Annotated in this window: 26 protein-coding genes; 23 read left to right on the top strand and 3 right to left on the bottom strand. The window is 71.8% G+C overall.

Translation table 11 applies throughout. From position 1 onward, the window contains the following. Window positions 1-19 precede the first annotated feature (19 nt). Genes ftsH through L2K70_RS21635 form a run of 8 tightly spaced genes read left to right on the top strand, consistent with a single transcriptional unit; the run spans window position 20 to window position 6,738 of the window. Entirely contained in the window at window positions 20-2,077 is a 2,058-nt protein-coding gene (ftsH, locus tag L2K70_RS09465) for an ATP-dependent zinc metalloprotease FtsH (protein WP_372477483.1), read from the top strand. Then, window positions 2,074-2,694, top strand: a complete 621-nt coding sequence (folE, locus tag L2K70_RS09460) for a GTP cyclohydrolase I FolE (RefSeq protein WP_236401591.1) — start codon at window positions 2,074-2,076, stop codon at window positions 2,692-2,694. The genes ftsH and folE overlap by 4 nt, the downstream gene beginning before the upstream one ends. Window positions 2,695-2,698: 4 nt before the next feature. Then, window positions 2,699-3,538 carry a dihydropteroate synthase gene (folP, locus tag L2K70_RS09455; protein ID WP_236401590.1) on the top strand — a complete coding sequence of 280 codons (840 nt, stop codon included), beginning with the start codon at window positions 2,699-2,701 and terminating at the stop codon, window positions 3,536-3,538. Next, a complete protein-coding gene (gene folB, locus L2K70_RS09450; protein ID WP_236401589.1) occupies window positions 3,535-3,906 on the top strand; it encodes a dihydroneopterin aldolase in 372 nt (123 codons plus the stop codon). The genes folP and folB overlap by 4 nt, the downstream gene beginning before the upstream one ends. Further along, window positions 3,903-4,472 carry a 2-amino-4-hydroxy-6-hydroxymethyldihydropteridine diphosphokinase gene (folK, locus tag L2K70_RS09445; RefSeq protein WP_236401588.1) on the top strand — a complete coding sequence of 190 codons (570 nt, stop codon included), beginning with the start codon at window positions 3,903-3,905 and terminating at the stop codon, window positions 4,470-4,472. Before folB ends, folK begins: the two co-directional genes overlap by 4 nt. 10 nt (window positions 4,473-4,482) lie before the next feature. Continuing rightward, window positions 4,483-4,974, top strand: coding sequence for a DUF3180 domain-containing protein (locus L2K70_RS09440; protein ID WP_236401587.1), 492 nt, complete (start codon window positions 4,483-4,485; stop codon window positions 4,972-4,974). Between the two features lie 9 nt (window positions 4,975-4,983). Beyond that, window positions 4,984-5,601 (top strand): hypothetical protein, encoded by a 618-nt coding sequence (locus tag L2K70_RS09435; RefSeq protein WP_236401586.1) that lies wholly within the window; start codon window positions 4,984-4,986, stop codon window positions 5,599-5,601. A 54-nt stretch (window positions 5,602-5,655) separates the two neighbouring features. Further along, complete coding sequence (locus L2K70_RS21635; RefSeq protein WP_236401585.1) at window positions 5,656-6,738, top strand: GNAT family N-acetyltransferase; 1,083 nt, start codon at window positions 5,656-5,658, stop codon at window positions 6,736-6,738. Between the two features lie 11 nt (window positions 6,739-6,749). On the opposite strand, the gene L2K70_RS09425 is transcribed toward L2K70_RS21635, so the two are convergent. Continuing rightward, window positions 6,750-7,733, bottom strand: coding sequence for an ABC transporter ATP-binding protein (locus L2K70_RS09425; RefSeq protein WP_372477482.1), 984 nt, complete (start codon window positions 7,731-7,733; stop codon window positions 6,750-6,752). A 3-nt stretch (window positions 7,734-7,736) separates the two neighbouring features. Here L2K70_RS09425 and L2K70_RS09420 point away from each other — a divergent pair, with 3 nt between their 5' ends. The 3 genes from L2K70_RS09420 to L2K70_RS09410 are packed head-to-tail and all read left to right on the top strand — an operon-like array spanning window position 7,737 to window position 10,207. Further along, window positions 7,737-8,435: an ABC transporter permease gene (locus L2K70_RS09420; RefSeq protein ID WP_236401584.1), complete on the top strand. Its 699-nt coding sequence runs from the start codon at window positions 7,737-7,739 to the stop codon at window positions 8,433-8,435. Next, entirely contained in the window at window positions 8,432-9,196 is a 765-nt protein-coding gene (locus L2K70_RS09415) for an ABC transporter permease (protein WP_236401583.1), read from the top strand. Before L2K70_RS09420 ends, L2K70_RS09415 begins: the two co-directional genes overlap by 4 nt. 54 nt (window positions 9,197-9,250) lie before the next feature. Continuing rightward, window positions 9,251-10,207, top strand: coding sequence for an ABC transporter substrate-binding protein (locus L2K70_RS09410; RefSeq protein WP_236401582.1), 957 nt, complete (start codon window positions 9,251-9,253; stop codon window positions 10,205-10,207). A gap of 130 nt (window positions 10,208-10,337) precedes the next feature. On the opposite strand, the gene L2K70_RS09405 is transcribed toward L2K70_RS09410, so the two are convergent. Continuing rightward, complete coding sequence (locus tag L2K70_RS09405) at window positions 10,338-11,450, bottom strand: glycosyltransferase family 2 protein (RefSeq protein ID WP_236401581.1); 1,113 nt, start codon at window positions 11,448-11,450, stop codon at window positions 10,338-10,340. A gap of 55 nt (window positions 11,451-11,505) precedes the next feature. On the opposite strand from L2K70_RS09405, the gene L2K70_RS09400 reads away from it, so the two are divergent. The 11 genes from L2K70_RS09400 (at window position 11,506) to L2K70_RS09350 (ending at window position 23,381) form a co-directional block, all read left to right on the top strand. After that, window positions 11,506-12,609, top strand: coding sequence for a sulfotransferase family protein (locus L2K70_RS09400; protein ID WP_236401580.1), 1,104 nt, complete (start codon window positions 11,506-11,508; stop codon window positions 12,607-12,609). Beyond that, entirely contained in the window at window positions 12,606-13,556 is a 951-nt protein-coding gene (locus L2K70_RS09395; RefSeq protein ID WP_236401579.1) for a glycosyltransferase family protein, read from the top strand. Before L2K70_RS09400 ends, L2K70_RS09395 begins: the two co-directional genes overlap by 4 nt. 38 nt (window positions 13,557-13,594) lie before the next feature. Beyond that, the gene (locus L2K70_RS09390; RefSeq protein ID WP_236401578.1) at window positions 13,595-14,293 is read left to right on the top strand and encodes a hypothetical protein; all 699 of its coding nucleotides are present in this window, start codon (window positions 13,595-13,597) and stop codon (window positions 14,291-14,293) included. A gap of 194 nt (window positions 14,294-14,487) precedes the next feature. Further along, entirely contained in the window at window positions 14,488-15,399 is a 912-nt protein-coding gene (locus L2K70_RS09385; RefSeq protein ID WP_236401577.1) for a Rossmann-like and DUF2520 domain-containing protein, read from the top strand. Next, window positions 15,396-16,313, top strand: coding sequence for a pantoate--beta-alanine ligase (gene panC / locus L2K70_RS09380; protein WP_236401576.1), 918 nt, complete (start codon window positions 15,396-15,398; stop codon window positions 16,311-16,313). The genes L2K70_RS09385 and panC overlap by 4 nt, the downstream gene beginning before the upstream one ends. 22 nt (window positions 16,314-16,335) lie before the next feature. Then, on the top strand, window positions 16,336-16,752 hold the full coding sequence (gene panD / locus L2K70_RS09375) for an aspartate 1-decarboxylase (RefSeq protein ID WP_236401575.1): 417 nt from the start codon (window positions 16,336-16,338) through the stop codon (window positions 16,750-16,752). A 9-nt stretch (window positions 16,753-16,761) separates the two neighbouring features. Next, the gene (locus L2K70_RS09370; RefSeq protein WP_236401574.1) at window positions 16,762-18,492 is read left to right on the top strand and encodes an L-aspartate oxidase; all 1,731 of its coding nucleotides are present in this window, start codon (window positions 16,762-16,764) and stop codon (window positions 18,490-18,492) included. Then, window positions 18,489-19,391 carry a carboxylating nicotinate-nucleotide diphosphorylase gene (nadC, locus tag L2K70_RS09365; protein WP_236401573.1) on the top strand — a complete coding sequence of 301 codons (903 nt, stop codon included), beginning with the start codon at window positions 18,489-18,491 and terminating at the stop codon, window positions 19,389-19,391. The genes L2K70_RS09370 and nadC overlap by 4 nt, the downstream gene beginning before the upstream one ends. Beyond that, a complete protein-coding gene (locus L2K70_RS09360; protein WP_236401572.1) occupies window positions 19,388-20,158 on the top strand; it encodes a type III pantothenate kinase in 771 nt (256 codons plus the stop codon). The genes nadC and L2K70_RS09360 overlap by 4 nt, the downstream gene beginning before the upstream one ends. 115 nt (window positions 20,159-20,273) lie before the next feature. Then, complete coding sequence (locus L2K70_RS09355; protein ID WP_236401571.1) at window positions 20,274-20,609, top strand: histone-like nucleoid-structuring protein Lsr2; 336 nt, start codon at window positions 20,274-20,276, stop codon at window positions 20,607-20,609. A gap of 177 nt (window positions 20,610-20,786) precedes the next feature. Then, the gene (locus L2K70_RS09350; protein ID WP_236401570.1) at window positions 20,787-23,381 is read left to right on the top strand and encodes an ATP-dependent Clp protease ATP-binding subunit; all 2,595 of its coding nucleotides are present in this window, start codon (window positions 20,787-20,789) and stop codon (window positions 23,379-23,381) included. 25 nt (window positions 23,382-23,406) lie between these two features. On the opposite strand, the gene L2K70_RS09345 is transcribed toward L2K70_RS09350, so the two are convergent. Further along, window positions 23,407-24,288: an iron-sulfur binding domain-containing protein gene (locus L2K70_RS09345; RefSeq protein WP_236401569.1), complete on the bottom strand. Its 882-nt coding sequence runs from the start codon at window positions 24,286-24,288 to the stop codon at window positions 23,407-23,409. Between the two features lie 59 nt (window positions 24,289-24,347). On the opposite strand from L2K70_RS09345, the gene L2K70_RS09340 reads away from it, so the two are divergent. Continuing rightward, window positions 24,348-25,163: a hypothetical protein gene (locus L2K70_RS09340; protein WP_236401568.1), complete on the top strand. Its 816-nt coding sequence runs from the start codon at window positions 24,348-24,350 to the stop codon at window positions 25,161-25,163. Window positions 25,164-25,183 lie beyond the last annotated feature (20 nt).

Below are 25,183 nucleotides of genomic sequence, written 5' to 3'. Positions count from 1 at the left end.
CAACCGGTGAAAGTTGCCTGTGAAGCGCATATTCAAGGGTCCCTGGATCTGGATCGTCGTCGCCGCCTTCGCGGTGCTGCTGGCGATCCAGTTCCTCGCGCCCAGTGACGGGTACGACGAGGTCAACACCTCCACGATGACGTCGTACCTCCAGGACGGCAAGGTCGACAAGATCGAGTTCAACGGCGCCGACTACGAGGTGCGCGCCACGCTCGACAGCGGCGCCCGCGCCGACGGTGACAAGGTCGTCGCGACCTACGTCGCCGGCGACGAGGAGCGGCTGATCGCCGCAGCCCAGGAGCAGTACGACAAGGGGACGATCGAGTCCTACAAGGCCGAGACGCCCTCGCCGAGCTTCCTCGGCTCGCTCCTCGCCACGCTCCTGCCCTTCGCGCTGATCATCCTGCTCTTCATCTTCCTGATGAACCAGGCCCAGGGCGGCGGCGGACGCGGCGTCATGCAGTTCGCCAAGTCCAAGGCCAAGCTGATCACCAAGGACATGCCGAAGACGACCTTCAGCGACGTGGCCGGCTGCGAGGAGGCCATCGAGGAGCTCGGGGAGATCAAGGAGTTCCTCACCGACCCCGCCAAGTTCCAGGCCGTCGGCGCCAAGATCCCCAAGGGCGTCCTGCTCTACGGCCCGCCCGGCACGGGCAAGACGCTGCTCGCCCGCGCCGTCGCGGGCGAGGCGGGCGTCCCGTTCTACTCGATCTCGGGCTCGGACTTCGTCGAGATGTTCGTCGGCGTGGGTGCGTCCCGGGTGCGCGACCTCTTCGAGCAGGCCAAGGAGAACCCGCCGGCCATCGTGTTCATCGACGAGATCGACGCCGTCGGCCGCCACCGCGGCGCCGGCATGGGCGGCGGTCACGACGAGCGGGAGCAGACGCTCAACCAGCTGCTGGTCGAGATGGACGGCTTCGACGTGCGTGGCGGGGTCATCCTCATCGCGGCCACCAACCGCCCCGACGTGCTCGACCCCGCGCTGCTGCGCCCCGGTCGCTTCGACCGGCAGGTGCAGGTCGACGCGCCCGACCTCAACGGCCGTCACAAGATCCTGCAGGTGCACTCGCGCGGCAAGCCGATCGCTCAGGACATCGACCTGATGAGCATCGCGCGGCGCACCCCCGGCTTCACCGGTGCCGACCTGGCCAACGTGCTCAACGAGGCCGCGCTGCTCACCGCCCGCAGCAACCAGAAGCTGATCACCGACGACACCCTCGACGAGGCGATCGACCGCGTCATCGCCGGCCCGCAGCGTCGTACGCGCCTGATGAGCGAGCGCGAGAAGCTCATCACCGCCTACCACGAGGGCGGTCACGCCCTGGTCGCCGCGGCGCTGCCGGGCACCGACCCGGTGCACAAGGTGACGATCCTGCCGCGCGGTCGCGCGCTGGGCTACACGATGGTCCTGCCCGACCGCGACAAGTACTCGCAGACCCGCAGCGAGATGCTCGACAACCTCGCCTACATGCTGGGCGGGATGGCCGCGGAGGCGCTGATCTTCCACGACGTCACCTCCGGTGCCGGCAACGACATCGAGAAGGCGACCAACCTCGCCCGCGCGATGGTGACGCAGTACGGCATGACCGAGCGCCTCGGCGCGGTCAAGCTCGGCGACAGCAACTCCGAGCCCTTCCTGGGCCGCGACATGGGCCACACGCGCAACTACTCCGAGGAGACCGCCGCCGCGGTCGACGAGGAGGTCAAGGCGCTGCTCGGCCACGCCCACCAGGAGGCCTTCGAGATCCTGGAGCGCAACCGCGACGTCCTCGACGCGCTGGTGCTCGAGCTCCTCGACAAGGAGACGCTCGACAAGGCTGAGATCGCCGCGGTCTTCGAGCCGCTTCGGATGAGCCCGGTCCGTCCCGCGTGGACCGGGTCGCCCGACCGCGTGCCGTCGTCGATCCCGCCGGTCGACATCCCGCAGGAGATCCGCGACCGCGTCCACGCGGGCGCGGTCGCCGAGGAGTCCGACGGTGGCGCCATCCTCACGCCGCCCGGTGCCGGGGGAGACGTGCACGGTGGGCCCGACGTCCACCCGGACACCCCGACGCCGCCGTCCCCGGACGCGCCGTGACCGACCCGATCACCGTGCCGGAGCGCGCGCCCGAGGAGGTGCCCGCCTTCGACCACGAGCGCGCCGAGGCGGCGGTCCGCGAGCTCCTGTTCGCCATCGGTGAGGACCCGGACCGTGAGGGCCTGCGCGAGACGCCTGCGCGCGTCGCGCGGGCCTACGCCGAGCTCACCCAGGGCCTGCGGCAGACCGCTCGGGACGTCCTGACCACCACCTTCGACCTCGGGCACGACGAGATGGTGCTGGTGCGCGACATCGAGCTGTGGTCGATGTGCGAGCACCACCTGGTGCCGTTCACCGGGGTGGCGCACGTCGGCTACATCCCGGCCGAGACCGGCAAGATCACCGGGCTCTCCAAGCTCGCGAGGCTCGTCGACGTCTACAGCAAGCGGCCCCAGGTGCAGGAGCGGCTGACCACGCAGGTGGCCGACGCGCTGCTGGAGATCCTCGAGGCCCGCGGCGTGATCGTGGTGATCGAGGCCGAGCACCTCTGCATGACGATGCGCGGCGTCAGGAAGGCCGGCGCCCGCACGATCACCTCGGCGGTGCGCGGCTCGTTCCTCACCGACCAGGCCACCCGCGCCGAGGCGATGGCGCTGATCCACTCGGGCACCAGGTGAGCCGATGACCGGGGCTGGCCACCAGCCCCGCGCGCCCCGGGTGATGGGCATCGTCAACGTGACGCCCGACTCGTTCTCCGACGGCGGCCGGTTCGTGACGACCGAGGCGGCGGTGGCCCATGGCCGGCTGCTGCTGGAGCAGGGCGCCGACCTGCTCGACATCGGCGGCGAGTCGACCCGTCCAGGTGCCATCCGGCCCGACGCCGCTGCAGAGCTCGATCGGGTCGTCCCGGTCATCCGTGAGCTCGCCGCCGCCGGCGCCGTCGTCTCGGTCGACACGATGCGGGCCGAGGTCGCGGCGGCCGCGCTCGAGGCGGGCGCCGTGGTCGTGAACGACGTCTCGGGTGGCCTGGCCGACCCGGCGATCCTCGACGTGGTGGCGGCCAGCGACGCGACCTACGTCGCCATGCACTGGCGGGCCCACGCCGACCGGATGCGCGACTTCACCGACTACGAGCCCGACGGCGTCGCGGCGACCGTGTGCCGCGAGCTGGGCGACCGGCTCGACGCCGCCGTGGCGGCCGGCATCCCGCGCGAGCGGATCGTGCTCGACCCCGGTCTGGGGTTCGCGAAGAAGCCGCACCACAACTGGGAGCTGCTGCGCGCGCTCGACGATTTCGCCGCCCTCGGCTGCCCGCTGCTGGTCGGGGCGAGCCGCAAGTCGTTCCTCGGCTCGCTGCTGGCGGGCGACGAGGGTCCGCGACCGGTCGACCAGCGCGAGCACGCCCACGCGGCGCTGGTGGCGCTCCTGGCCTCGGGCGGCGTCGACTACCTGCGCGTGCACGACGTACGCGCGACCCGCGACGCGCTCGCCGTCGTCGCCGCGATGGAAGGCGCCCCGTGACGGACGAGCTGTCGATCACCGGACTCGAGTGCTTCGCGCACCACGGGGTCTTCGACTTCGAGAAGCGGGAGGGGCAGGTCTTCGTCGTCGACCTCGTGCTGGGCATCGACACCCGGGCGGCCGCGGCGTCGGACGACCTCGCGGAGACGGTGAACTACGGGACGCTGGCGCTCGAGGTGAAGGCCGCCGTGGAGCGCGATCCGGTCGACCTGATAGAAACCGTCGTCCAGCGCATCGCCGATGTGTGCCTGAGCGACCGTCGTGTTGAATGGACGCGGGTCACGCTCCACAAGCCTGATGCACCCATCGACGCGACGTACTCGGACGTCGCGCTGACGATCACCAGAACGCGAGGCAACGCTCAATGACTGAGACCCCCAACCCGAACATCGTGGACACCGACTCGCTCACCGGCGAGATGCACCCGATCCGTCGGGTGGTCGTCGCCCTCGGCTCCAACCTCGGCGAGCGGCTCGCGGCGTTGCAGGGCGCCGTCGACGCGCTGGCCGACACCCCGGACTTCTTCGTCACCGGCGTCTCGCCGGTCTACGAGACCGAGCCCGTCGACGCCCCTGACGGCTCCGGGCCCTACCTCAACGCGGTCGTGCTCGCCGACACCACGCTCCCCGCGGCCCGCCTGATGGAGCGCGCCCTCGCGGTCGAGGACGCCTTCGACCGTGAGCGCAGCGACGTCCGCAACGCGCCCCGCACCCTCGACGTCGACCTCATCGTCGTCGGCGACCGGCGGTCCAACGAGGACTTCCTGCGCCTGCCGCACCCCCGCGCCCACGAGCGCGCCTTCGTGCTGCAGCCGTGGCACGACCTCGAGCCCGACGCGGTCTTCCCCGACCGGGGTCCGATCGCCGAGCTGCTCTCGTCGGCCGACACCTCGGGCGTCCGCAAGCGCGACGACATCTCGCTCGAGGTCAACTGAGCAAGGCTGGATGAGCGAGAACCCACCCGAGGAGCCCCCGGAGCCGCGCGGCTCGCTCCGACCGACGTCGGCCCGCGCGCTGACCACGTGCGTCGTGGTCGGGCTGGTCGGTGGCTGGGCGATCCACCCCGTCCTGAGCGCGGCCACCGGTCGCGCACCGCTCGTGTCGTGGACGCAGACGCTGGCCGTCGTGCTGGTGGCGGTGATCATGGGCTTCCTCGCGTGGCACACCTGGCAGACCGTCCAGGTGCGCGGCCAGCGGCTCGAGGTGCACCAGGCGATGAACCGGCTCGTGCTCGCCCGCGCATGCGCCCTCGGTGGCGCCCTGACCGCCGCCGGATACGCGGGGTACGCCGTCAGCTGGCTCGGTGACGACTCCCAGCTCGCCGACCGGTGGATCCTCCGGGCCGTCATCGCGGCCGTGGCGGGCGCCGCCGTGACGCTGGCCTCCCTCGCCCTCGAGCGTGCGTGTCGCACGGACGGCGGTCGTCCCCAGCCCTAGTCTGGCCGCATGCCTTCCCAGCAGCCCCAGCAGTCACAGGCGTCACGCACGCCCGCTCGCCGACGCCAGCGCAGCACGCGCCTGGTCGTCGCCATCGCCCTGCTCGCGGTCGCTGCCGCGGTCGTGCTGGGCGCCATCGCCTCCTCCTCCGTCGTCCTCACCGCGTTCGCCGCCGTCCTGGCCGTCCTGGCCGGTGCCGCCGCGACGCGCATCACCCACTCCGAGCTGATGGCCGCCCGGGTCGAGGCGGCGCAGGACCGCGCCGTCCAGGCCCAGGAGTACCGCGCCCTCACCGAGCGTCGTACCGCCGAGTCGGCCGCCTTCGCCGCCGACATGCGCCGCAAGATCAGTGAGCGCGAGGAGGCCATCGACGTGCTCGAGCGCGCCCTCTCGTCAGCCCAGAAGAACGCCGCCGAGCAGGCCATGAAGCGCGCCCAGGAGACCCGCCGCGCCGACGCCGCGGACCGTGGCCGCGACGCCGCCGAGCGCGCTCGCGACGCCGCCGACGGCCGCGCCGCCGAGGCGATCGTGACGGTCGCCGAGCTCGAGGCCGAGCTCGACGTGCTCCGCGCCGAGGTCGACTCCCTCCGCGCCGCCGCCGCCCGCCGGGACCACCGCAGCGCCTGACCTGCCGCAGCTCGTCGCACCACCGCTCCCGGCCGTGCGGAAGAATGGCCGCCCGTGATCCCCGAGGACAACCGGTTCGAGAGCCATCCCGCAGACGTGCTGCCGCACGACACCGGGCTCCCCGAGGGCTGGGCGGTCGAGACGCCCGACGGGACCCACCCGCCGACGGTGGCCCGGCTCGCCGAGCTGCTGCGAGCGCACGAGCACGCCGGCCGAGGATGGGCGGGGTCCGGTGAGGACGAGGTCCTGGTCGAGACGCTCGGGCTCGCGATGCGGGAGAACGTCGTGGTGGTCGACCCCGCCGGCGTCATCCGGGCGTGGGGGAGCGTCCACGACCGCGCCGAGGGTCGGATGCTGCTCGTCCACGTCGTCGACCGCGACCTCGACGACGAGCTCGCCGACCGGTGCAGCGACCTGCTGTTCGCATGGGCCGGGGTGCAGGCACAGTCCGTCGGTGCGGCACGCGGACTGGGCGTGCAGCAGGTCGACACCGGTGCCTTCGCCGGTGACGTCCGCCAGCAGCGCTGGCTCGCGGGCGCCGGCTTCGAGCGGGTCCGGACCTGGTGGCAGATGAGCCGCCCGGTGGAGCCGCAGGAGTCCGGGCTGGTGCCCGACCCGGCCCGCTGGGAGCGCAACGGCGTGGTCTTCAGGCTCGTCGAGCGAGGGGACGACGGCCGCCCGTCGGAGGCCGACCTCCGGGCGGTGCACGACGTGCTCGAGGGCGCGTTCACCGACCACTTCAACTCCGCGGAGGAGACCTTCGACGAGTTCATCCACCGACTGCGCGAGGACCCCGGCCACCGCTGGGACCACTGGTGGGTCGCCGAGATCGTCGACGGGCCGGAGGTCGAGGCGGCCGGCGCCCTCGTCGGCACCGTCAGCGAGTCGGACGCCGGTCCGGACGGGTCCTACGTCTTTTACCTCGGCGTCCTCGCGTCCGCCCGCGGCCGCGGCGTCGCGACCGGGTTGCTCCGCACGATCATCGCCGACGCCGCCTCCCGCGGTCGCGACCGCGTCGGCCTCGAGGTCGATGCCGACTCACCGACCGGCGCCGACGGCCTCTACACCTCGATGGGCTGGGTCACAAAGTACGTCACCGAGTCCTGGCACAAGGACGTCACGGTCTCCCGGGACTGACCCGGCTCGGGTCAGCGCAGCGACTCGCGCAGGGCGCGGTGCACGCCCGCCGGGGTCAGTACGCCGACGAACGTCGGGCCGCGACGCACCCCGACCATCGGCTTGTCGTCGCGCAGCATGGCGGCGAGGGCGTCCTCGAGCGAGGAGTCGATGTCGATCGCCGAGCCCAGGTCGCCGGTGTTGACGCCGTCGAGGGGCTCGAGGTGCTCCTCGCGGAGCCGGGTGACGGTCAGCGTGCGCAGGCCGCCCGCTCCGACGAAGTCGGCCACCTGCTCGTCGGCCGGGTGGGCCAGCAGGTCGGCCGGGGTGGCGTACTGGGCGAGGCGGCCGCCAGCAGCGAACACCGCCACCCGGTCGCCCATCCGGATCGCCTCGTCGATGTCGTGGGTCACCAGCACCACCGTCTTGCCGAGCTCGGCCTGGAGGCGGCGGAACTCGTCCTGCAGCCGGTGACGTACGACGGGGTCCACGGCGCCGAACGGCTCGTCCATCAGCAGCACGGGCGGGTTGGCCGCGAGGGCGCGGGCGACACCGACGCGCTGCCGCTGGCCACCGGACAGCTCGTGCGGGTAGCGGCGGGCGTACTGCTTCGGGTCGAGGCCCACCGTCTCGAGGAGCTCGTGGGCGCGCTCGCGGGCGGTCGACCTCGACTCGCCGTAGAGCAGCGGCACCGTCATCACGTTCTGCTCGATGCGCTGGTGGGGGAACAGGCCGATCTGCTGGATGACGTAGCCGATGCCGCGGCGCAGCTCGACGGGGTCGGCGTCGGTGACGTCCTGGCCGTCGAGCCAGATGCGGCCGGTGGTCGGCTCGATGAGCCGGTTGATCATCTTCAACGTCGTCGACTTGCCGCACCCGGACGGGCCGACGAGGCAGACCATCTCGCCGCGGGCGACGTCGAGGTCGAGCTCGTGCACGGCGACCGTGCCATCGGGATAGGTCTTGCCGACACCCTCGAGCCGGATCATCGACTCGTCGCCCCGTGTAGCGTCCATGCGGTGACCTTACTGGGGGTGGCCGACGAGCCGAGCTGCTACAGCCGCCTCGTCAATGACTGGATCTGCCTGGACTACGTCAGCGATCGCCAGCAGGAGATCGTCGACGCGACGATCCAGCACATCGGGATCACCGTCGTCTCGGTGGTCCTCGGGCTGGTCATCGCGTTCCCGCTCGCCCTGCTCGCCCGCCGGCTGCCGCGCCTCGAGTCCGCGATCCTCGCGGTCACGACCGGCATCTACACCGTGCCGTCTCTCGCGCTCTTCCCGCTCCTGGTGCCCTTCACCGGGCTGACGGCGACGACGGTCGTCATCGGCCTGGCCCTCTACGCGCTGACCATCCTCGTGCGCAGCCTGCTCGAGGGCCTGCGCTCGGTGCCCGACGACGTACGCGAGTCGGCGACGGGGCTCGGCTACGGCCGCGGCCAGCTCCTGCTGAAGGTGGAGCTGCCGCTGGCGCTCCCGGTCGTGATGGCCGGCCTGCGGGTGGCCACCGTCTCGACGGTCGCACTGACGACGGTCGGGTCGCTGGTGGCCTACGGCGGTCTCGGCAACCTCATCAAGGACGGCGTCCTCACCAACTTCCGCGCCGAGCTCTTCACCGCCTCGCTGCTCTGCGTGGTCCTCGCCTTCGCCCTCGACGCGCTGCTCGTGCTGGCGCAGCGGTTGCTCACCCCGTGGACGAGGGGGGTGCGGGCATGAGGGTCTTCGGCGACATGTGGCGCTACCTCTCCGACGGCGCCAACTGGTCGGGGGGTGACGGCATCGCCGCGCTCCTGGGCCAGCAGCTCCTGCTCACGGTGACCGCGCTCCTGATGGCGATGGTCGTCGGCCTGCCGATCGCGCTGTGGCTCGGCCACCTCGGGCGCGGCGGCTTCCTCGCCATCAACATCTCCAACGTCGGGCGGGCCATCCCGACCTTCGCGCTGCTCGCCCTGCTGGTGGTCGCGCCGTGGCCCGGCACCGACCAGCTCGGCCCCTACGGACGCGCCGGCCTCGCGACGCTGCTCGCGCTGACGCTGTTCGCGCTGCCACCGATCATCACGAACTCGTACGTCGCCATGCGCGAGGTCGCGCCGGAGGTCCGCGAGGCCGCCCGGGGCATGGGCATGACGGGGATGCAGCGCTTCTGGAGGGTCGAGCTCCCGCTCGGGCTGCCCCTCGTGGTGTCCGGGCTCCGGCTGGCCCTGGTGCAGGTGTGGGCGACCGCGACGATCGCGGCCCTGGTCGCCGGTCCCGGGCTGGGGCAGATCATCACGGACGGCTTCTTCCGCTCCAACTACGGCAAGGGCATCGCCGGCGCCCTCGTCGTGGCCGCCGTCGCGCTGGTCCTCGAGCTGCTCGCGGCACTGGTGCAGAAGGCGGTCGACCCCACCCGTCGCGGCACACCTACGGGTGGACGCACGGACGCGTTGTCGGTGACCGGGGCTACCGTGGACCCGCCCGCCGAATCCGTCGGCTGACGACGCACATCCGGACACGCGCAGCCGCACGCTGCGGGACACAGAAGGAACACCATGCACATCGCTCGCTCGCTGGCCGCGGTCCTCGCCGCCGGCGCCCTCGCCCTCACCGGCTGCGCCGGTGACGACCTCTCCAACGACAGCAACGCCTCCGACGACTCGAGCCCCTCGGCCAGTGCCGACAAGGGCTCGGTCACGATCGCGGGGCAGAACTTCCCCGAGGCGACGCTCGTCGCCTCGATGTACGAGCAGCTCCTCGAGGACGCCGGCTACACGGTCGAGACCAAGCTGGTCGACTCCCGCGACGCCTACATGCCGACGTTCCCGGGTGATGTCGACATCGTCCCGGAGTACGTCGGCGGCATCGTCAACTTCCTCAACACTCGCGAGAACGGCGACAACGCCAAGCCGTTCGAGGCCGGCGACGGCCAGCAGCTGGCCGACGACGGCGCCGACCTCCTGGAGGCCGCGGGCATCGAGCTCCTCGACATCTCCCCGGCCACCGACACCAACGCCTTCTTCGTCACCCAGGACTACTCCGACTCCGAGGGCGTGACGAAGCTGTCCGACCTCGAGGGCAAGAGCGTCGTCCTGGCGGCGGCCCCCGACTGCGAGGGTCGCCTCGACTGCGAGGGCGGCCTCTCCGACGACTACGGCATCGACGTCACCAAGGTGCTCGAGCTCGGTTACGCCTCCGACCAGACCTACCAGTCGGTGATCGACGGCGAGTCCCAGCTGGGCGAGACCTCGACGACCGACGGCACCCTGGAGTCGCAGGGCCTCGTGGTCCTCGAGGACGACAAGGAGATCCAGCCCGCGCAGAACCTCGTGCCGGCCGTCTCCGCCGACTTCCTCGCCGAGCACGAGGACGTCGCCGACATCCTCAACCCGCTGATGGCCGCGCTCACCACCGAGAACCTCACGGAGATGAACGGCAAGATGGCCGTCGACCGCGCCAAGCCGGAGGACGTGGCCAAGGAGTTCCTCGAGTCCGAGGGCCTGCTCGGCTGATCCTCGCGCTCACCTCGCTGGTCGAGGTGCGAGGAGCGCTAGCGACGAGCCTCGAGACCATGCTCCAACGGCGTGGTCTCGAGGCTCGCTGGCGCTCGCACCTCGACCACCGGCTGTGCGGTGGTCCGCGTCAGACCTCGTGGTCGCGCAGGGCGAGGGCCTCGACGGGGACCGTCGACTCGTCGAGCACGGAGGGCGGCACCGACAGCCGCCAGGTGCCGGTCGCCACGTCCTGCACGCGCGGGGCCGGGCCGTCGAGCGTGGCCACCCACTCCATGAGCGCCGTCACGTCCGCGCGCCGGTCCTCCGCGACCAGCCAGCCCGCCAGACGGTGCACAGGCGGCAGCCCGCTGTGCACGAGCGAGCGCCGGCCCCAGATCTCGAGGACGCCGGCGCGCAGCAGCCGCCACCACTCCTCGGGCGCTCCCGGCACGAGCAGGAAGTAGCGCCACAGGTCGCCGGCCAGCACCCGGTCGACGAAGACCTCCTCGACCGCGGCGGAGCCGTACGCCTGCACGGACGCGAGCGACTGCCGCTTGGTCTCCCACCGGTCGGCGAGGTCCTGCACGGACGAGGCGCGGGTCTGGGTGATCGACCCCTCGCGGATGCGCCAGTGGTAGACGACCTCGTCGAGCACGTCGAACGACCCGCGCAGGAACGACCGGGTCGTCGTCGGCTGGTCCTCGTAGCGCACGCCCTCGGGCCAGGCCAGCCCGGCGGCGTCCCAGAAGCTGCGCCGCCAGACCTTGTTCCACGCGAACACGTCACCGAGGATCTCGGGCCGGTCCTCGGCCCGCGCGCCGCGGAGCGGGCGGTGCAGCCGGCGCATCCACGGTGGCTCGACCAGCTCGCCACCCTCCCAGCGCACGATCGAGCCCGTCGCGAAGTCGGAGCCCGACGACTCGAGGGCGCCCACCAGGTCGCCGTACGCCGTCGGCGGGAGGACGTCGTCGGAGTCGAGGAAGGCGAGGTAGTCGCCGCGCACGTGCTGGAGACCGAGGTTGCGTGCGGCGCCGAGCCCGCCGTTGACGGAGTGCACCACCCGGATCCGGTTGTCGCGGCGCGCCCACTCGTCGGCGATCTCCCCCGTGCGGTCCGTCGAGCCGTCGTCGACGATGACCGCCTCCCACCGCCGGTGGGTCTGCGCGAGCAGCGACCGGACGCACGCGTCGAGGTAGTCCTCCACCCCCCACGCGGGGACCACCACGCCGAGGAGGGGAGCCCGCGCGAACAGCCGCTTCACGATCCCCGACCCTAGGGCAGGGGGCCCGGGGACGTACGCCGGTAGGCTGCCCGCCGTGACCGACCAGGCCAGAGCGATCGACGAGATGAACCCCGACGGTGTGCCGCGGAAGGTCCTCTTCGTCGCCGGGGCCGGGCGCAGCGGAACCAGCACCCTGGCCGGCATCGTGTCCCGCCTCGGCATGCACGTCCCGCTGCCCGAGGTGCCGCCGGACGACTCCAACCCGCGCGGCTTCAGCGAGCCGCAGTGGGTCGTCGACGTCCACGACGAGTGGCTGCGCGAGGCGCTGGTGCAGGTCAGCGACTCGCGGCCGAGCGCGTGGTACGAGACCGGCAGGATCTGCAGCCGCGAGCCCGCCCGCATCCGGGTCAGCGAGTGGCTCGAGCCGCACTTCGACGTGCACCCCGAGCTGGTCGTCAAGGACCCGCGGCTGAGCTGGTTCCTCGGGCTCTGGCGGGTCGCCGCGATCCGTACGGGCGCGACGCCGGTCTTCGCCACGATGCTGCGCCCGCCGGCGGAGGTCGTCGGCTCCAAGCAGAAGTACTACGCCAACAAGCTCGGCTCGGCGCACCTCGCCGCCAGCTGGGTCAACATGTTGCTCCACACCGAGCGCGCCACCCGCCCTGCCGAGGGCGAGGGCGGGTCCGAGCAGGCGCGCGTCTTCGTGCGCTACGAGGACCTGCTCACCGACTGGGTGAAGACCAGCACCGCCCTCGGGCACGCGCTCGGGCTGCAGACGATCATCCACACGCGCAGCGACCAGATCCGCGAGGTGCACCGCTTCATCGACCCGCACCTGCGCCGCGTCACCGCCACGCTCGACGACCTCGCCCTGCCCAAGCGGCTGCACGAGCTCACCGCGGAGACGTGGGAGCAGCTCAACGACCTGGCGGACGAGGGTGGCGACAACTCCCACGCGCACGCCACCTTCGACCAGCTGCGCGAGGCGTACGTCGAGCTCTACGAGGAGGCCGAGGCCATCAGCCGCTCGACCGCCGAGCACGCGCGACTCCAGGCCCGCCGTCGCGCGCTGGCCGAGACCACGAGCGAGCCGCGGTCGCTCGCCGACCGGGTCCCGCACGACGTCCGCGCCGCGATCCCGCCGTCCGTACGACGCGCCGCGCGCAAGGCGCTCGGGCGCGAGCGGGACGACCAGTGACGATCCCCATCGGCTCGGGCCACGGCCTGACCAACCTCGAGGGCCACGAGGAGTTCGACATCGTCTGGCCCTGGAACCAGCCGGGCGGCCTGTCCCGCGGCGCCACCGCGGTGCTGCGGGTGAAGAACGAGGCGCCCGGCCTGCGCTTCGTGCTGCCGCCGCTGCTGCGGGCCTGCGACCACGTCCTGCTGGTCGACAACGGCTCCGACGACGGCACCGGCGAGGAGGCGCTTCGCGTGGCGGCCGAGCACGGTCTCTCCCACCGGTTCACGCTGAAGGAGTACCCGTTCCAGGTGGCCCGCGCCGGCGCGGAGCACCTGTCGGTCAACGAGCGCTCGGTCCACTCGCTCGCCTACTTCTACAACTGGTGTTTCTCCCACGTCCGCACCCGCTACTCGTGGAAGTGGGACGGCGACATGGTCCTCACCACCGAGGGCGAGGTGTCGATGGCCGACCTCTCGTGGCAGGTCGGGATGGCCGAGGCGGTCATCCGGTTCCCGCGCCACGGCCTCTACATCGAGTCGGACCGCAAGGCGTTCCTCGACCTCGGGCTGCGCAACATCGAGGAGTGGGGATTCCCGATGAGCCCCGACTACGTCTACTCGAAGGCGCCGGAGTGGGAGATCCGCACGACGCCCGACCGGATCGAGCAGTTCGCCCTGCCGCAGGGCCTCTGCGTGGAGCTCAAGTGGCTCGACGGCGACGAGTTCGCCCACTGGACCAACCCCGAGTCGTTCGCCACCTCGATCCGCAACCGCCGCAAGCGCCGCGAGTGGCTCGTCTGGAACGCCCTCCATGACGGCGAGGTCCCCGAGGGCGTCGTCGAGATCGTCGCGCCCGAGGGCGAGCACGTCGTCGACCACGTCACCCACACCTGGCTGCCGCGCGCGCCCCGGCCGTTCGTCGTCGACGACCCCGACCACGCCCAGCTGCACCTGCGCGCCTGACGAGGCAACCAACCGACCCTCCGGTGCGTCTCTCGGGCATGAAGCGCATTCTCGGGACGCTGCTCGCCTGCGTCGCCGCCACCACCGCCCTGTCCGCCCCCATGTCGAGCACCGCCGTCGCCCCGGAGGAGAAGGCGTCGTACTTCGTCGGCTTCGGCGAGGTCGTCGTGGTCCCCTCGGGTGAGGCCGCCACGCTGTCGTTCGAGGGCCGGCGCGGCCAGCTCGTCGCGCTGCGCACCTCGGTCGGGACGGACGAGTACCCGAAGGACTGCGAGTCCATCGTGCTCACCCGCCGCGGCACCGAGATCGACCAGGTCTGGCCGGGACTCTGGCGTCTCCCCGCCACCGGCTCGTACCGCGTCGACTACGCCCACGAGTGCAGGGACGTCTACAAGGGGTTTGCCTATGACTCCGACATCTCGCTGGCGAAGGTTGTCGTGGGGCGCCTCGGAGACGCGCTCCGCCACGGCGTGCGCAGCGACGCGGCGACCATCCGGGCGATCTCCGTACGGCTGGGCGACAGGCCGCTCGTGTTGAGCGAGGCGCACGTCGTACGGGCGCGCAAGCCCGCCACGACGGAGAACGCCCGGCAGAGCTGGTGCTTCGCCACGCGTGTGGTGGCCGGCAAGCCGCCTGTGTCGTACGGCGGTGACGAGTGCTCCTTCCGCGCTCGCGCCGGACAGCGCTACCTCGTCTTCGGCGACAAGGACTCGACGGTCCGGTTCGGCCGCGGCTGACACCATCGCCTGATACCTGAGGACGGGGCGGACGTCCGGGAGACCGATTCCCGTACGTGGTGTCCTCAGGTATCGGCGGACGAGTGGGATGCGTCACGTCCGCCGATCGTTCCCACCGCGGAATCCGCGGGCGTACGCTCGATGTTGATCGCAGTAGATCGGTACCCGCGAGGGACTGAAACGAAGAGGTCGACATGAGCACGTTGCACCAGGGATTCCGGATCGGTGTCATCGGCGCAGGCCGGGTGGGCGCCGTGCTGGCCTCCGCCCTCCGCGCCGCGGGTCACGAGGTCGTCGCCGCCGCCGGTGAGTCCGACGCCTCGCGTCGTCGTATCGACGACCTGCTCCCCGGGGTCGAGGTGGCCAAGCCCACCGAGGTCGCCCGCCGCAGCGACCTCCTGCTGCTCACCGTCCCCGACGACATGCTGTCCAACGTCGTCACCATGCTCAGCGCCAGCGGCGCGATCCGCGAGGGGCAGCTCGTCGTGCACACCAGCGGCCGCCACGGCCTCGCGGTGCTCGAGCCCGCACGCCAGGTCGGCGCCCGCACGATCGCGATGCACCCGGCGATGACCTTCACGGGCACGGACGTCGACCTGCCCCGCCTGCGTGGCTGCGTCTTCGGCATCACCGCCGCGCCGGCCGACCGCGAGCTGACCGAGGGCCTGGTCGCCGACCTCGGTGGTGGCCCGATGTGGGTCCCCGAGGACCGCCGCACGCTCTACCACGCCGGTCTCGCGCACGGCGCCAACCACCTCGTCACGCTCGTCGCCGAGGCCATGGAGATCCTCTCCGCCGCCGGTGCCGACGACCCGGCCGCGACGCTGCGACCGCTGCTGACCGCCGCGCTCGACAACGCCCTCGACCAGGGCGACGCCGCGCTGACCGGTCCGATCGTCCGCGGCGACGTCGAGACGGTTCGCGCCCACGTCGCCGACCTCGTCGTCACCGCCCCGCAGACGCTGCCCTCCTACCTCGCGATGGCCCGCGCCACCCTCGACCGCGCCGTCACGGACGGTCGGCTGCTGCCGATCCGCGCGTCGAAGATGCTGCGCGTCCTCGACGCCGCCGAGGCCGGCACGCCGGTGGAGCACCACCACCGATGAACTCGAGCCCCGTCCTCGCGAGCACTCGCGAGGAGCTGACCGGCCTGCTCGCAGACGCCCGTCGCTCGGGCGAGGAGGTCGCGTTCGTGCCCACCATGGGCGCACTGCACGACGGCCACGCCAGCCTGATGCGGACCGCGCGACAGGCCACCGACGGCCCGGTCGTCGTGAGCATCTTCGTCAACCCGATGCAGTTCGCGCCGACCGAGGACCTCGACCGCTACCCGCGCACCCTCGACGCCGACCTCGAGGTCTGCGCGCGAGAAGGCGTCGACGTCGTCTTCGCCCCGTCGGTCGACGAGATGTACCCGGGCGGCTTCAGCCACGACTCGGTCCACGACGGCGTCACCGTCGCGCCGGGCACGCTCGCCACGATCCTCGACGGCGAGTCGCGCCCCGGTCACTTCGACGGCGTGCTCACCGTGGTCGCCAAGCTCTTCGGGCTGGTGCGCCCGGACGTCGCGGTCTTCGGGCAGAAGGACTACCAGCAGCTCGCGCTCGTCCGCCGCATGGTCCGCGACCTCTGCATGGGCATCGAGATCATCGGCGCCGAGACCGTCCGCGAGCCCGACGGCCTCGCCCTGTCGAGCCGCAACGGCTACCTCGACGCGGGGCAGCGGCAGGCGGCCGTGGCGCTCAGCCGCGCGCTCCGAGCGGCCCAGGAGCGGGCGTCGTACGGCGTCCCTGCCGCACGCTGGGCGGCGATGTCCGTCCTCAAGGGCGAGCCGGGCCTCGAGCTCGACTACCTCGCGCTCACCTCGCCCGACCTCGGCCCGGCGCCGGAGACCGGCGAGGGCCGGATCCTGGTGGCGGCGAAGGTCGGCACCACGCGACTGATCGACAACATGGCGATCCACTTCGACCGCATCGCCGAACCGGCGGGGACCGCGTCCGCGGCCTCGACCACCCACTAGAAGAAGCGGAAGGGACATCCTGATGCTGCGCACCATGATGACGTCCAAGATCCACCGGGCCACCGTCACCCAGGCGGACCTCCACTACGTCGGCTCGGTGACCGTCGACGCCGACCTGCTCGACGCCGCCGACCTGCTGCCGGGGGAGCTCGTCCACATCGTCGACGTGACCAACGGCGCCCGCCTCGAGACGTACACGATCGCCGGCGAGCGCGGCTCCGGCGTCATCGGCATCAACGGCGCTGCCGCGCGCCTCGTGCACCCCGGTGACACCGTCATCCTCATCGGCTACGGCCAGATGGAGACGGCGGAGGCCCGGGAGCACCGGCCGCACGTCGTCTTCGTCGACGCGGACAACAAGGTGGTGGGCACCGGGTTCGACCCCGCGGAGACGTTCGGCGACCAGACGCTGTCCCGGGGCGACCTCGTCAGTCGATAGCCTCCAGCAATGACTGCACACCGGCCGGTACCGGGCCGCCTCCGTGCGCCCGTCCCCGGTTGGACCACCCGCGCCGACGTCGTGGTGGTCGGCTCCGGCATCGCCGGGCTGACCGCCGCGCTGCGCATCCATGCGGCCGATCCCTCCCTGCACCTGCTCGTCGTCACCAAGGACGTGCTCGCCGCGGGGTCGACGCAGTGGGCGCAGGGCGGCATCGCCGCGGCGCTCGGACCGGGCGACACCCCCGAGCAGCACGAGCGGGACACACTGGTCGCCGGCGCGGGCGCGTGCGACGTGGACGCCGTACGCGTGCTGGTGACCGAGGGGCCGGACGCCGTCCGCGAGCTGATCGCGCTCGGCACCCAGTTCGACCACCACCCCGACGGCGAGCTGTCGCTGACCCGCGAGGGCGGGCACCACCGGGACCGCATCGCCCACGCCGGCGGTGACGCGACCGGCGCCGAGATCCAGCGCGCCCTGATCGCCGCCGTCGAGCGGGCGCCGGAGATCGAGGTCGTCCAGCACGCGCTGGCCGTCGACCTGCTCCGCTCCGCCGACGGCGGCGTCGCCGGGCTCACGCTCCACGTGCTCGGCGAGGGCCAGCACGACGGTGTCGGCGCGGTGCACTGCCGCGCGGTGGTGCTCGCGTCCGGCGGGCTCGGGCAGGTGTTCAGCCAGTCGACCAACCCCAGCGTCTCCACCGGCGACGGGATGGCTGTGGCCCTGCGTGCCGGTGCGCGGCTGCGCGACCTCGAGTTCGTCCAGTTCCACCCGACCGTGATGTGGCTCGGCGAGGACTCCCAGGGCCAGCAGCCGCTGATCTCCGAGGCCGTCCGCGGCGAGGGCGCCTTCCTCGTCGACTTCGAGGGCAACCGCTTCATGCAGGGCGAGCACGAGCTGGCCGACCTCGCCCCGCGCGACGTCGTCGCCAAGGCGATCACCCGCCGGATGATGGAGTCCGGCAGGCCGCACATGTGGCTCGACGCCCGCCACCTGGGGCTTCCCGCGAGCGCAGTGAGCCACCCCGGTGATCGAGGAGATCGCGAAGCGATCGTCACGAGATTCTGGGAGCGTCGCTTCCCGACGATCCTCCGGGTCTGCCGCGAGCACGGCGTCGACCCCGTCACCGAGCTGATCCCGGTAGCGCCCGCCCAGCACTACGCCTCCGGTGGCGTCGCCACCGACCTCTGGGGTCGTACGACGGTGCCCGGCCTCTACGCGACCGGTGAGGTCGCCTGCTCGGGCGTGCACGGTGCCAACCGGCTCGCGTCCAACTCGCTGCTCGAGGGCCTCGTGTTCTCCCGTCGCATCGCCGACGTCCTGCCGGGCGAGCTGCGCCCGTGGGCAGAGCCGGCCGACGACCACCGCGCCGAGGGGCTGGTGGACGGCGAGCGCCGCCGCGCGATGCAGGACGTGATGACGACCCGCGTCGGGGTGCTGCGCACCGCGACGGGCCTCGCCGAGGCGATCGACGTCCTCGGCGCGCTCGACCCGGGCGACCCTCCCGTGGGTCCGCCGGCGTGGGAGACCAGCAACCTGCTCACCATCAGCACGGCCCTCGCTGCAGCCGCGGCGATCCGCACCGAGACCCGCGGCTCACACTGGCGCGAGGACTTCCCCGAGCGTGACGACACGAAGGCGGGCCACATCGACTCGTGGCTCGACACCGCCGGAGTTGTCCGTTCAGAGTGGACCTGGGCGCCCTCGACCGACCCGTCGACCTCGGAGGTGCTGACATGACCAGCCTGAGAGACGTGCCGCCCGAGCTCCGCGCCGAGCTCACCGCCGCCGGTCTCGACCTCGACCACGTCTGGGACACCATCGCCCGCGCCCTGGCCGAGGACCTCCCCGACGGAGACCTCGGCGACCCGACCAGCTCGTCGACGGTCCCGCTCGATGCCCGCGGGGAGGCGGTCTTCGCCGCTCGCGAGCCCGGCGTGGTCGCCGGGCTCGGCGTCGCGGCCGTCACCTTCTTCATGCTCGGCGCCGACGCCGTCGTCAGCGACCGGCTGCCCGACGGCACCCGGGTAGCGAAGGGCGACGTCGTCATGCGGGTCACCGGCCTGACCCAGCGGATGCTGGTGGCCGAGCGCACCGCCCTCAACCTCGCCTGCCACCTGTCCGGCATCGCGACGGCGACCGCGCAGTGGGTGGAGGCGCTGGAGGGCTCGCCGACGCGGGTGCTCGACACCCGCAAGACGTTGCCCGGGCTGCGGGCGCTGCAGAAGTACGCCGTCCGCTGCGGCGGCGGCGTGAACCACCGCACGAGCCTCCAAGACATGGCGATGGTCAAGGACAACCACGTGATCGCCGCCGGCGGGGTCGTGCCGGCCCTGGCAGCGATCCGCGCCGCCCACCCGGGGCTGCCGGTCGAGGTGGAGGTCACGACGCTCGACCAGCTCGACGACCTCCTGGCGCTGCCCGAGCCACCGGAGCGGATCCTGCTCGACAACATGACCGACGAGCTGATGAGCGACGCCGTGCGTCGTACGGCCGGACGGGTGCCCCTCGAGGCCAGCGGCGGCATCACCCTCGAGCGCGCGGCGCGGATCGGCGCCACTGGCGTGGACTTCGTCTCGGTGGGAGCCCTGACCCACTCCGTCGTGGTCTTCGACCTCGGGATGGACCTGTCGGCATGAGCCTGCTCGCGGCGGACATCCGCAACACCCACACCTTCCTCGGCGTGCTCGACGGCGAGGAGGTGCTCGAGCACTGGCGGGTGGCGACCGACGAGCGACGCACCGCGGACGAGTGGGGGCTGCTGCTGCGCACCCTGCTGGGCGACCACCTCGACGACGTCGACGGCGTCGCCGTCTGCTCGACCGTCCCCGCGGTCCTGCACGAGTGGCGCGAGATGCTCGAGCGCCACTTCGGCGACGTCTCGGCCGTGGTGGTCGGGCCGGGGGTGAGGACCGGCATCCCGGTGATGGTCGACAACCCGCGCGAGGTCGGTGCCGATCGCGTCGTGAACGCGCTCGCCGCCGCCACCCTCCACGGCGGGCCGGCCATCGTCGTCGACCTCGGCACGGCGACGACGTTCGACGTGGTCAACGCCAGCGGACAGTACGTCGGCGGCGCCATCGCGCCCGGCATGGAGATCTCGCTCGAGGCGCTGGGGCGACGCGGCGCCCAGCTGCGCAAGGTCGAGCTCGCGCGCCCGCGCACGGTCATCGCGAAGAACACCGTCGAGGCGTTGCAGAGCGGAATGGTGCTCGGCATGGCCGCGCAGGTCGAGGGCATGGTGACGCGGATGATCGCCGAGCTCGGTGTTTCCGCCCACGACGTCACCGTCATTTCCACCGGCCACCTCGCGGCTCTGCTGGTCGACGACTGCTCGTGTTTCACCGTGCATTCACCGTGGTTGACACTTCACGGACTTCGCCTCGTCTTCGAACGCAATTCCTGAATTGCCTCGTCAGGTAATTCCTGACTGCTTTCCTTTTGCCAAGACAATTGAATTCCTGCCACACTGCATTCGACGCGTTTAGCCCCGAGCGCTCATGATTGAAAAGGAATTCGACATGGCACAGAAGGTCAACATCGTCCTGGTCGACGACCTCGACGGAACCGAGGCGACCGAGACGGTGACGTTCGGCCTCGACGGCTCCACCTACGAGATCGACCTCAACGACGCCAACGCCGCCAGCCTCCGCGAGGCGCTCAGCGGCTACGTCGGCCACGCCCGCAAGGTGACCGGTGGCGGCCGTCGCAGCGCCCGCAAGGCGAGCGGCTCCGGCTCGTCCTCGGCCTCCAACACCAAGGACGTGCGCGAGTGGGCCAAGTCCCAGGGCATGGAGGTCTCCGAGCGCGGCCGCATCTCCGCCGACGTCCAGCAGGCCTACGACGCTGCGCACTGAAGCGCTCGTCCCGCAGGCGACCCCGCCCCTCCCGGAGGGTGCGGGGTCGTTCGCTGTGAGCGGACGACCTCGATCCGTGGGTGGGAACACGTAGGCTGATCCCGGGCGTTGAGCCCAGTGTCCGCAACTCGGCGACTACGTCGTACCCGCGGACCACGCAGACGTAGAGGAGCGCACATGTTCGAGCGGTTCACCGACCGAGCCCGGCGAGTTGTCGTGCTGGCCCAGGAAGAGGCCCGCATGCTCTCCCACAACTACATCGGGACCGAGCACATCCTGCTCGGCCTCATCCACGAGGGCGAGGGCGTCGCAGCCAAGGCCCTCGAGTCCCTCGACATCTCCCTGGAGGCCGTGCGCGCCCAGGTCGAGGAGATCATCGGCCAGGGCCAGCAGGCGCCCTCGGGCCACATCCCGTTCACGCCGCGCGCCAAGAAGGTGCTCGAGCTCTCGCTGCGCGAGGCGCTCCAGCTCGGCCACTCCTACATCGGCACCGAGCACATCCTGCTCGGCCTGATCCGGGAGGGCGAGGGTGTCGCGGCCCAGGTCCTGCAGAAGCTCGGCGCCGACCTCAACCGGGTCCGCCAGCAGGTCATCCAGCTGCTCAGCGGCTTCCAGGGCAAGGAGTCGGCCGCGGCCGGCGCCCAGACCTCGGGGTCCGGCGGCGAGGCTCCGTCGAGCTCGCTGGTCCTCGACCAGTTCGGCCAGAACCTCACCCAGGCCGCCCGCGAGGGCAAGCTCGACCCCGTCATCGGGCGCGAGCAGGAGATCGAGCGCGTGATGCAGATCCTGTCGCGCCGCACGAAGAACAACCCTGTCCTCATCGGCGAGCCGGGCGTGGGCAAGACCACGATCGTGGCCGGCCTGGCGCAGGACATCGTCAAGGGCAACGTGCCCGAGACGCTGAAGGACAAGCAGATCTACACGCTCGACCTCGGCGCCCTGGTCGCCGGCTCGCGCTACCGCGGTGACTTCGAGGAGCGCCTCAAGAAGGTGCTCAAGGAGATCCGCACCCGTGGCGACATCGTGCTGTTCATCGACGAGATCCACACCCTCGTCGGCGCCGGCGCGGCCGAGGGCGCGATCGACGCCGCCAGCATCCTCAAGCCGATGCTGGCCCGCGGCGAGCTGCAGACGATCGGTGCCACCACGCTGGACGAGTACCGCAAGTACCTCGAGAAGGACGCCGCGCTCGAGCGCCGCTTCCAGCCGATCCAGGTGCAGGAGCCCTCGATCGCGCACACCATCGAGATGCTCAAGGGCCTCCGCGACCGCTACGAGGCGCACCACCGTGTCACCATCACCGACGAGGCCCTGGTCTCGGCGGCGACGCTGGCCGACCGCTACATCTCCGACCGGTTCCTGCCGGACAAGGCCATCGACCTCATCGACGAGGCCGGTTCGCGACTGCGCATCCGCCGGATGACCGCTCCGCCGGACCTGCGCGAGTACGACGAGAAGATCGGCGACGTGCGCCAGCGCAAGGAGGCCGCGATCGACGGGCAGGACTTCGAGGCCGCGGCCCGCCTGCGCGACGAGGAAAAGCAGCTCTCCGCCCGCCGTGCCGAGCGCGAGAAGCAGTGGCGCGCCGGCGACCTCGACGAGATCGCCGAGGTGGACGAGGAGCTGATCGCCGAGGTCCTGGCCGTCGCCACGGGCATCCCGATCGTCAAGCTCTCGGAGGAGGAGTCCACCCGTCTGCTCAAGATGGAGGACGAGCTCCACAAGCGCGTCATCGGCCAGGAGGAGGCCGTCAAGGCTCTCTCCCGCGCCATCCGGCGTACGCGTGCGGGCCTCAAGGACCCCAAGCGCCCCGGCGGCTCGTTCATCTTCGCCGGTCCGTCCGGTGTCGGTAAGACGTGGCTGTCCAAGACGCTCGCCGAATTCCTCTTCGGTGACGAGGACGCGCTCATCCAGCTCGACATGAGCGAGTTCTCCGAGAAGCACACCGTGTCGCGCCTGTTCGGTTCGCCCCCCGGATACGTCGGTTACGAGGAGGGCGGCCAGCTCACCGAGAAGGTGCGCCGCAAGCCGTTCTCGGTCGTCCTGTTCGACGAGGTCGAAAAGGCCCACCCCGACATCTTCAACAGCCTGTTGCAGATCCTCGAGGAAGGTCGCCTGACGGATTCCCAGGGTCGCGTCGTCGACTTCAAGAACACCGTCATCATCATGACGACCAACCTCGGCACGCGTGACATCTCCAAGAGCGTCAACCTCGGCTTCGGCCAGACTGGCGACGCGGCCGGCTCCTACGAGCGGATGAAGAGCAAGGTGTCGGAGGAGCTCAAGCAGCACTTCCGTCCCGAGTTCCTCAACCGTGTCGACGAGATCGTGGTCTTCCCGCCGCTGTCGCGCGAGCAGATCATCGCGATGGTCGACAACATGGTGGCCGCCGTCGAGCTCCGCCTCAAGGACCGCGACATGTCGCTCGAGCTGACCCAGCCGGCCAAGGACCTGCTGGCCGAGCGCGGGTTCGACCCCGTGCTCGGTGCCCGTCCGCTGCGTCGTACGGTCCAGCGCGAGATCGAGGACGTGCTCGCCGAGAAGATGCTCTTCGGTGAGGTCGGCCCCGGCCAGATCGTCCTGGTCGACGTCGAGGGCGAGGGCCCGGAGGCGAAGTTCACCTTCAAGGGCCAGAAGAACTCGGCCGTGCCCGACATGCCGCCGTTCGAGACCGCCGACCTGGCGATCGAGCCGCAGCGTGACGACGAGGGCAACCTCGAGGGACCGGACGACTCGGAGGGACCGATCGACGTCCCCCGCGACCCCGCCTGACCCAGCCTCACCCAGCCAGTCCAGATCACCCCGGGAGCGCCCAGCGCCCCGGGGTGATCTGCGTCAGGAGGCCGTCGTCGACGAGCCCGGCGAGGCAGCGCTCGCGCTGCCCGGCCTCCGGCCACGCGGCCTCGGCCTGCGCCGTCGTGACGATGTCGTGCTCGCGGGCGAGCGCCATGAGGCGTCCGCGGCACTGGCGGTCGGTGCCGGCCCACGCCTGGCCGCGGCGCGGCGGTCCGTCGTACGCCGGGAACCCGGCCGCGCGCCACGCGCACATCCGGGCGATCGGGCAGGCGCCGCAGTCGGGCTGGCGCGCGGTGCACACGAGCGCCCCGAGCTCCATCGTCGCCACCGCCCAGGTGGCGGCGGTGGCGTCGTCGTCGGGGAGCAGCGACGTGGCGACGTCGCGCTCGGTGCGGGTGACCGCCGGCGCGGGGAGCTCGACGCCCGACACCGCGCGGGCCAGCACGCGGCGGACGTTGGTGTCGAGGACGACGTGGCGCCGGCCGAACGCGAAGCTCGCGATCGCCGCAGCCGTGTAGTCACCGACGCCGGGCAACGCCAGCAGGTCGTCGTACGACGACGGCACCGCACCGTCGTGCCGCTCGACGATCGCGACGGCCGCCGCGTGGAGGCGGAGGGCTCGGCGCGGGTATCCGAGCCGGCCCCACATCCGCACGGCCTCGCCCGTCGTGTCGGCGGCCAGGTCGGCCGGTGTGGGCCAGCGGTCGAGCCACGCCTCGTGCACCGGCAGGACGCGCGCGACCGGGGTCTGCTGCAGCATGAACTCACTGACCATCACCGACCACGGCGAGGCCTGGACGCCGCGCCACGGCAGCTCCCGCGCGTGGTCGTCGTACCAGCCGAGCACCGCCTCGTGCAGCGCCGCGGGAGTGGGGGTGTCCATCGCGCCGATCGTAGGCGCGCCTCCGCCGAGACCGGCCGCCGGCTACCTAACCTGACCACATGGCGTCGACCATGCGGCCGCGGGGGCCGCTCCCGGCCCGGGTCTACTGGATCCGTCGCCTCGTCGTGCTCGCCGTCCCCGTCCTCCTCGTCGTGGTCCTCGCGCGGGTGCTCGGTGGCTCGTCCGACGGCAAGGACGCCGGCGGGACGGCGACGCAGGCAGGCGCGAAGGTCGAGACGAGCGCCGCTCCGACGTCCGGCCCGACGGCCGACGAGGACGCCGTCACCCAGGGCAAGGGCAAGGGCAAGAAGGGCAGGAAGAACCGCGAGCAGGAGACGCCGGCGCCTCCGCCGGAGCCCGTGCTGCCCGAGCCGACCGGACCGTGCGCCGACTCCGACATCGTCGCGACGCCCGCCATCACCTCGGCCCCGGGCGGCTCCGACATCGCGATCACGATCAACCTGCGGACGACGTTCGCCGAGGCCTGCACCTGGCAGGCGTCGCCCGAGACGCTGACGGTCACCATCACGTCCGGAGACGACTACATCTGGAGCACCCGTGAGTGCCCTGTCGGCATCCCGCCGCAGGACGTCGTGATCCGCCAGGCCACCGACGCCCCGGTCGTCGTGACGTGGTCGGCCAAGCGTTCCGACGAGACCTGCTCGAACCGTACGGCCTGGGCCCAGCCCGGTTTCTACCACGTCGAGGCGGCCGCCCTCGGCGGCGACGGCACCGACGTCCAGTTCGAGCTCGTCCCGCCCCAACCCGCCGTCGTCACGAAGACCGCCGACCCTCAGCCGCAGGGCGGCACGAAGAAGGGTGGCGACACCTCCCACACTCCCGGCGAGGACGGCGCAGGCAACTCGGCCGGCTGAACCGGCGCTGTGGAGCGGTG

The sequence above is a fragment of the Nocardioides potassii genome, from assembly GCF_021648885.1.
Taxonomy (GTDB): Bacteria; Actinomycetota; Actinomycetes; order Propionibacteriales; family Nocardioidaceae; genus Nocardioides; species Nocardioides potassii.
This window is presented reverse-complemented; position numbering and strand designations above follow the sequence as displayed.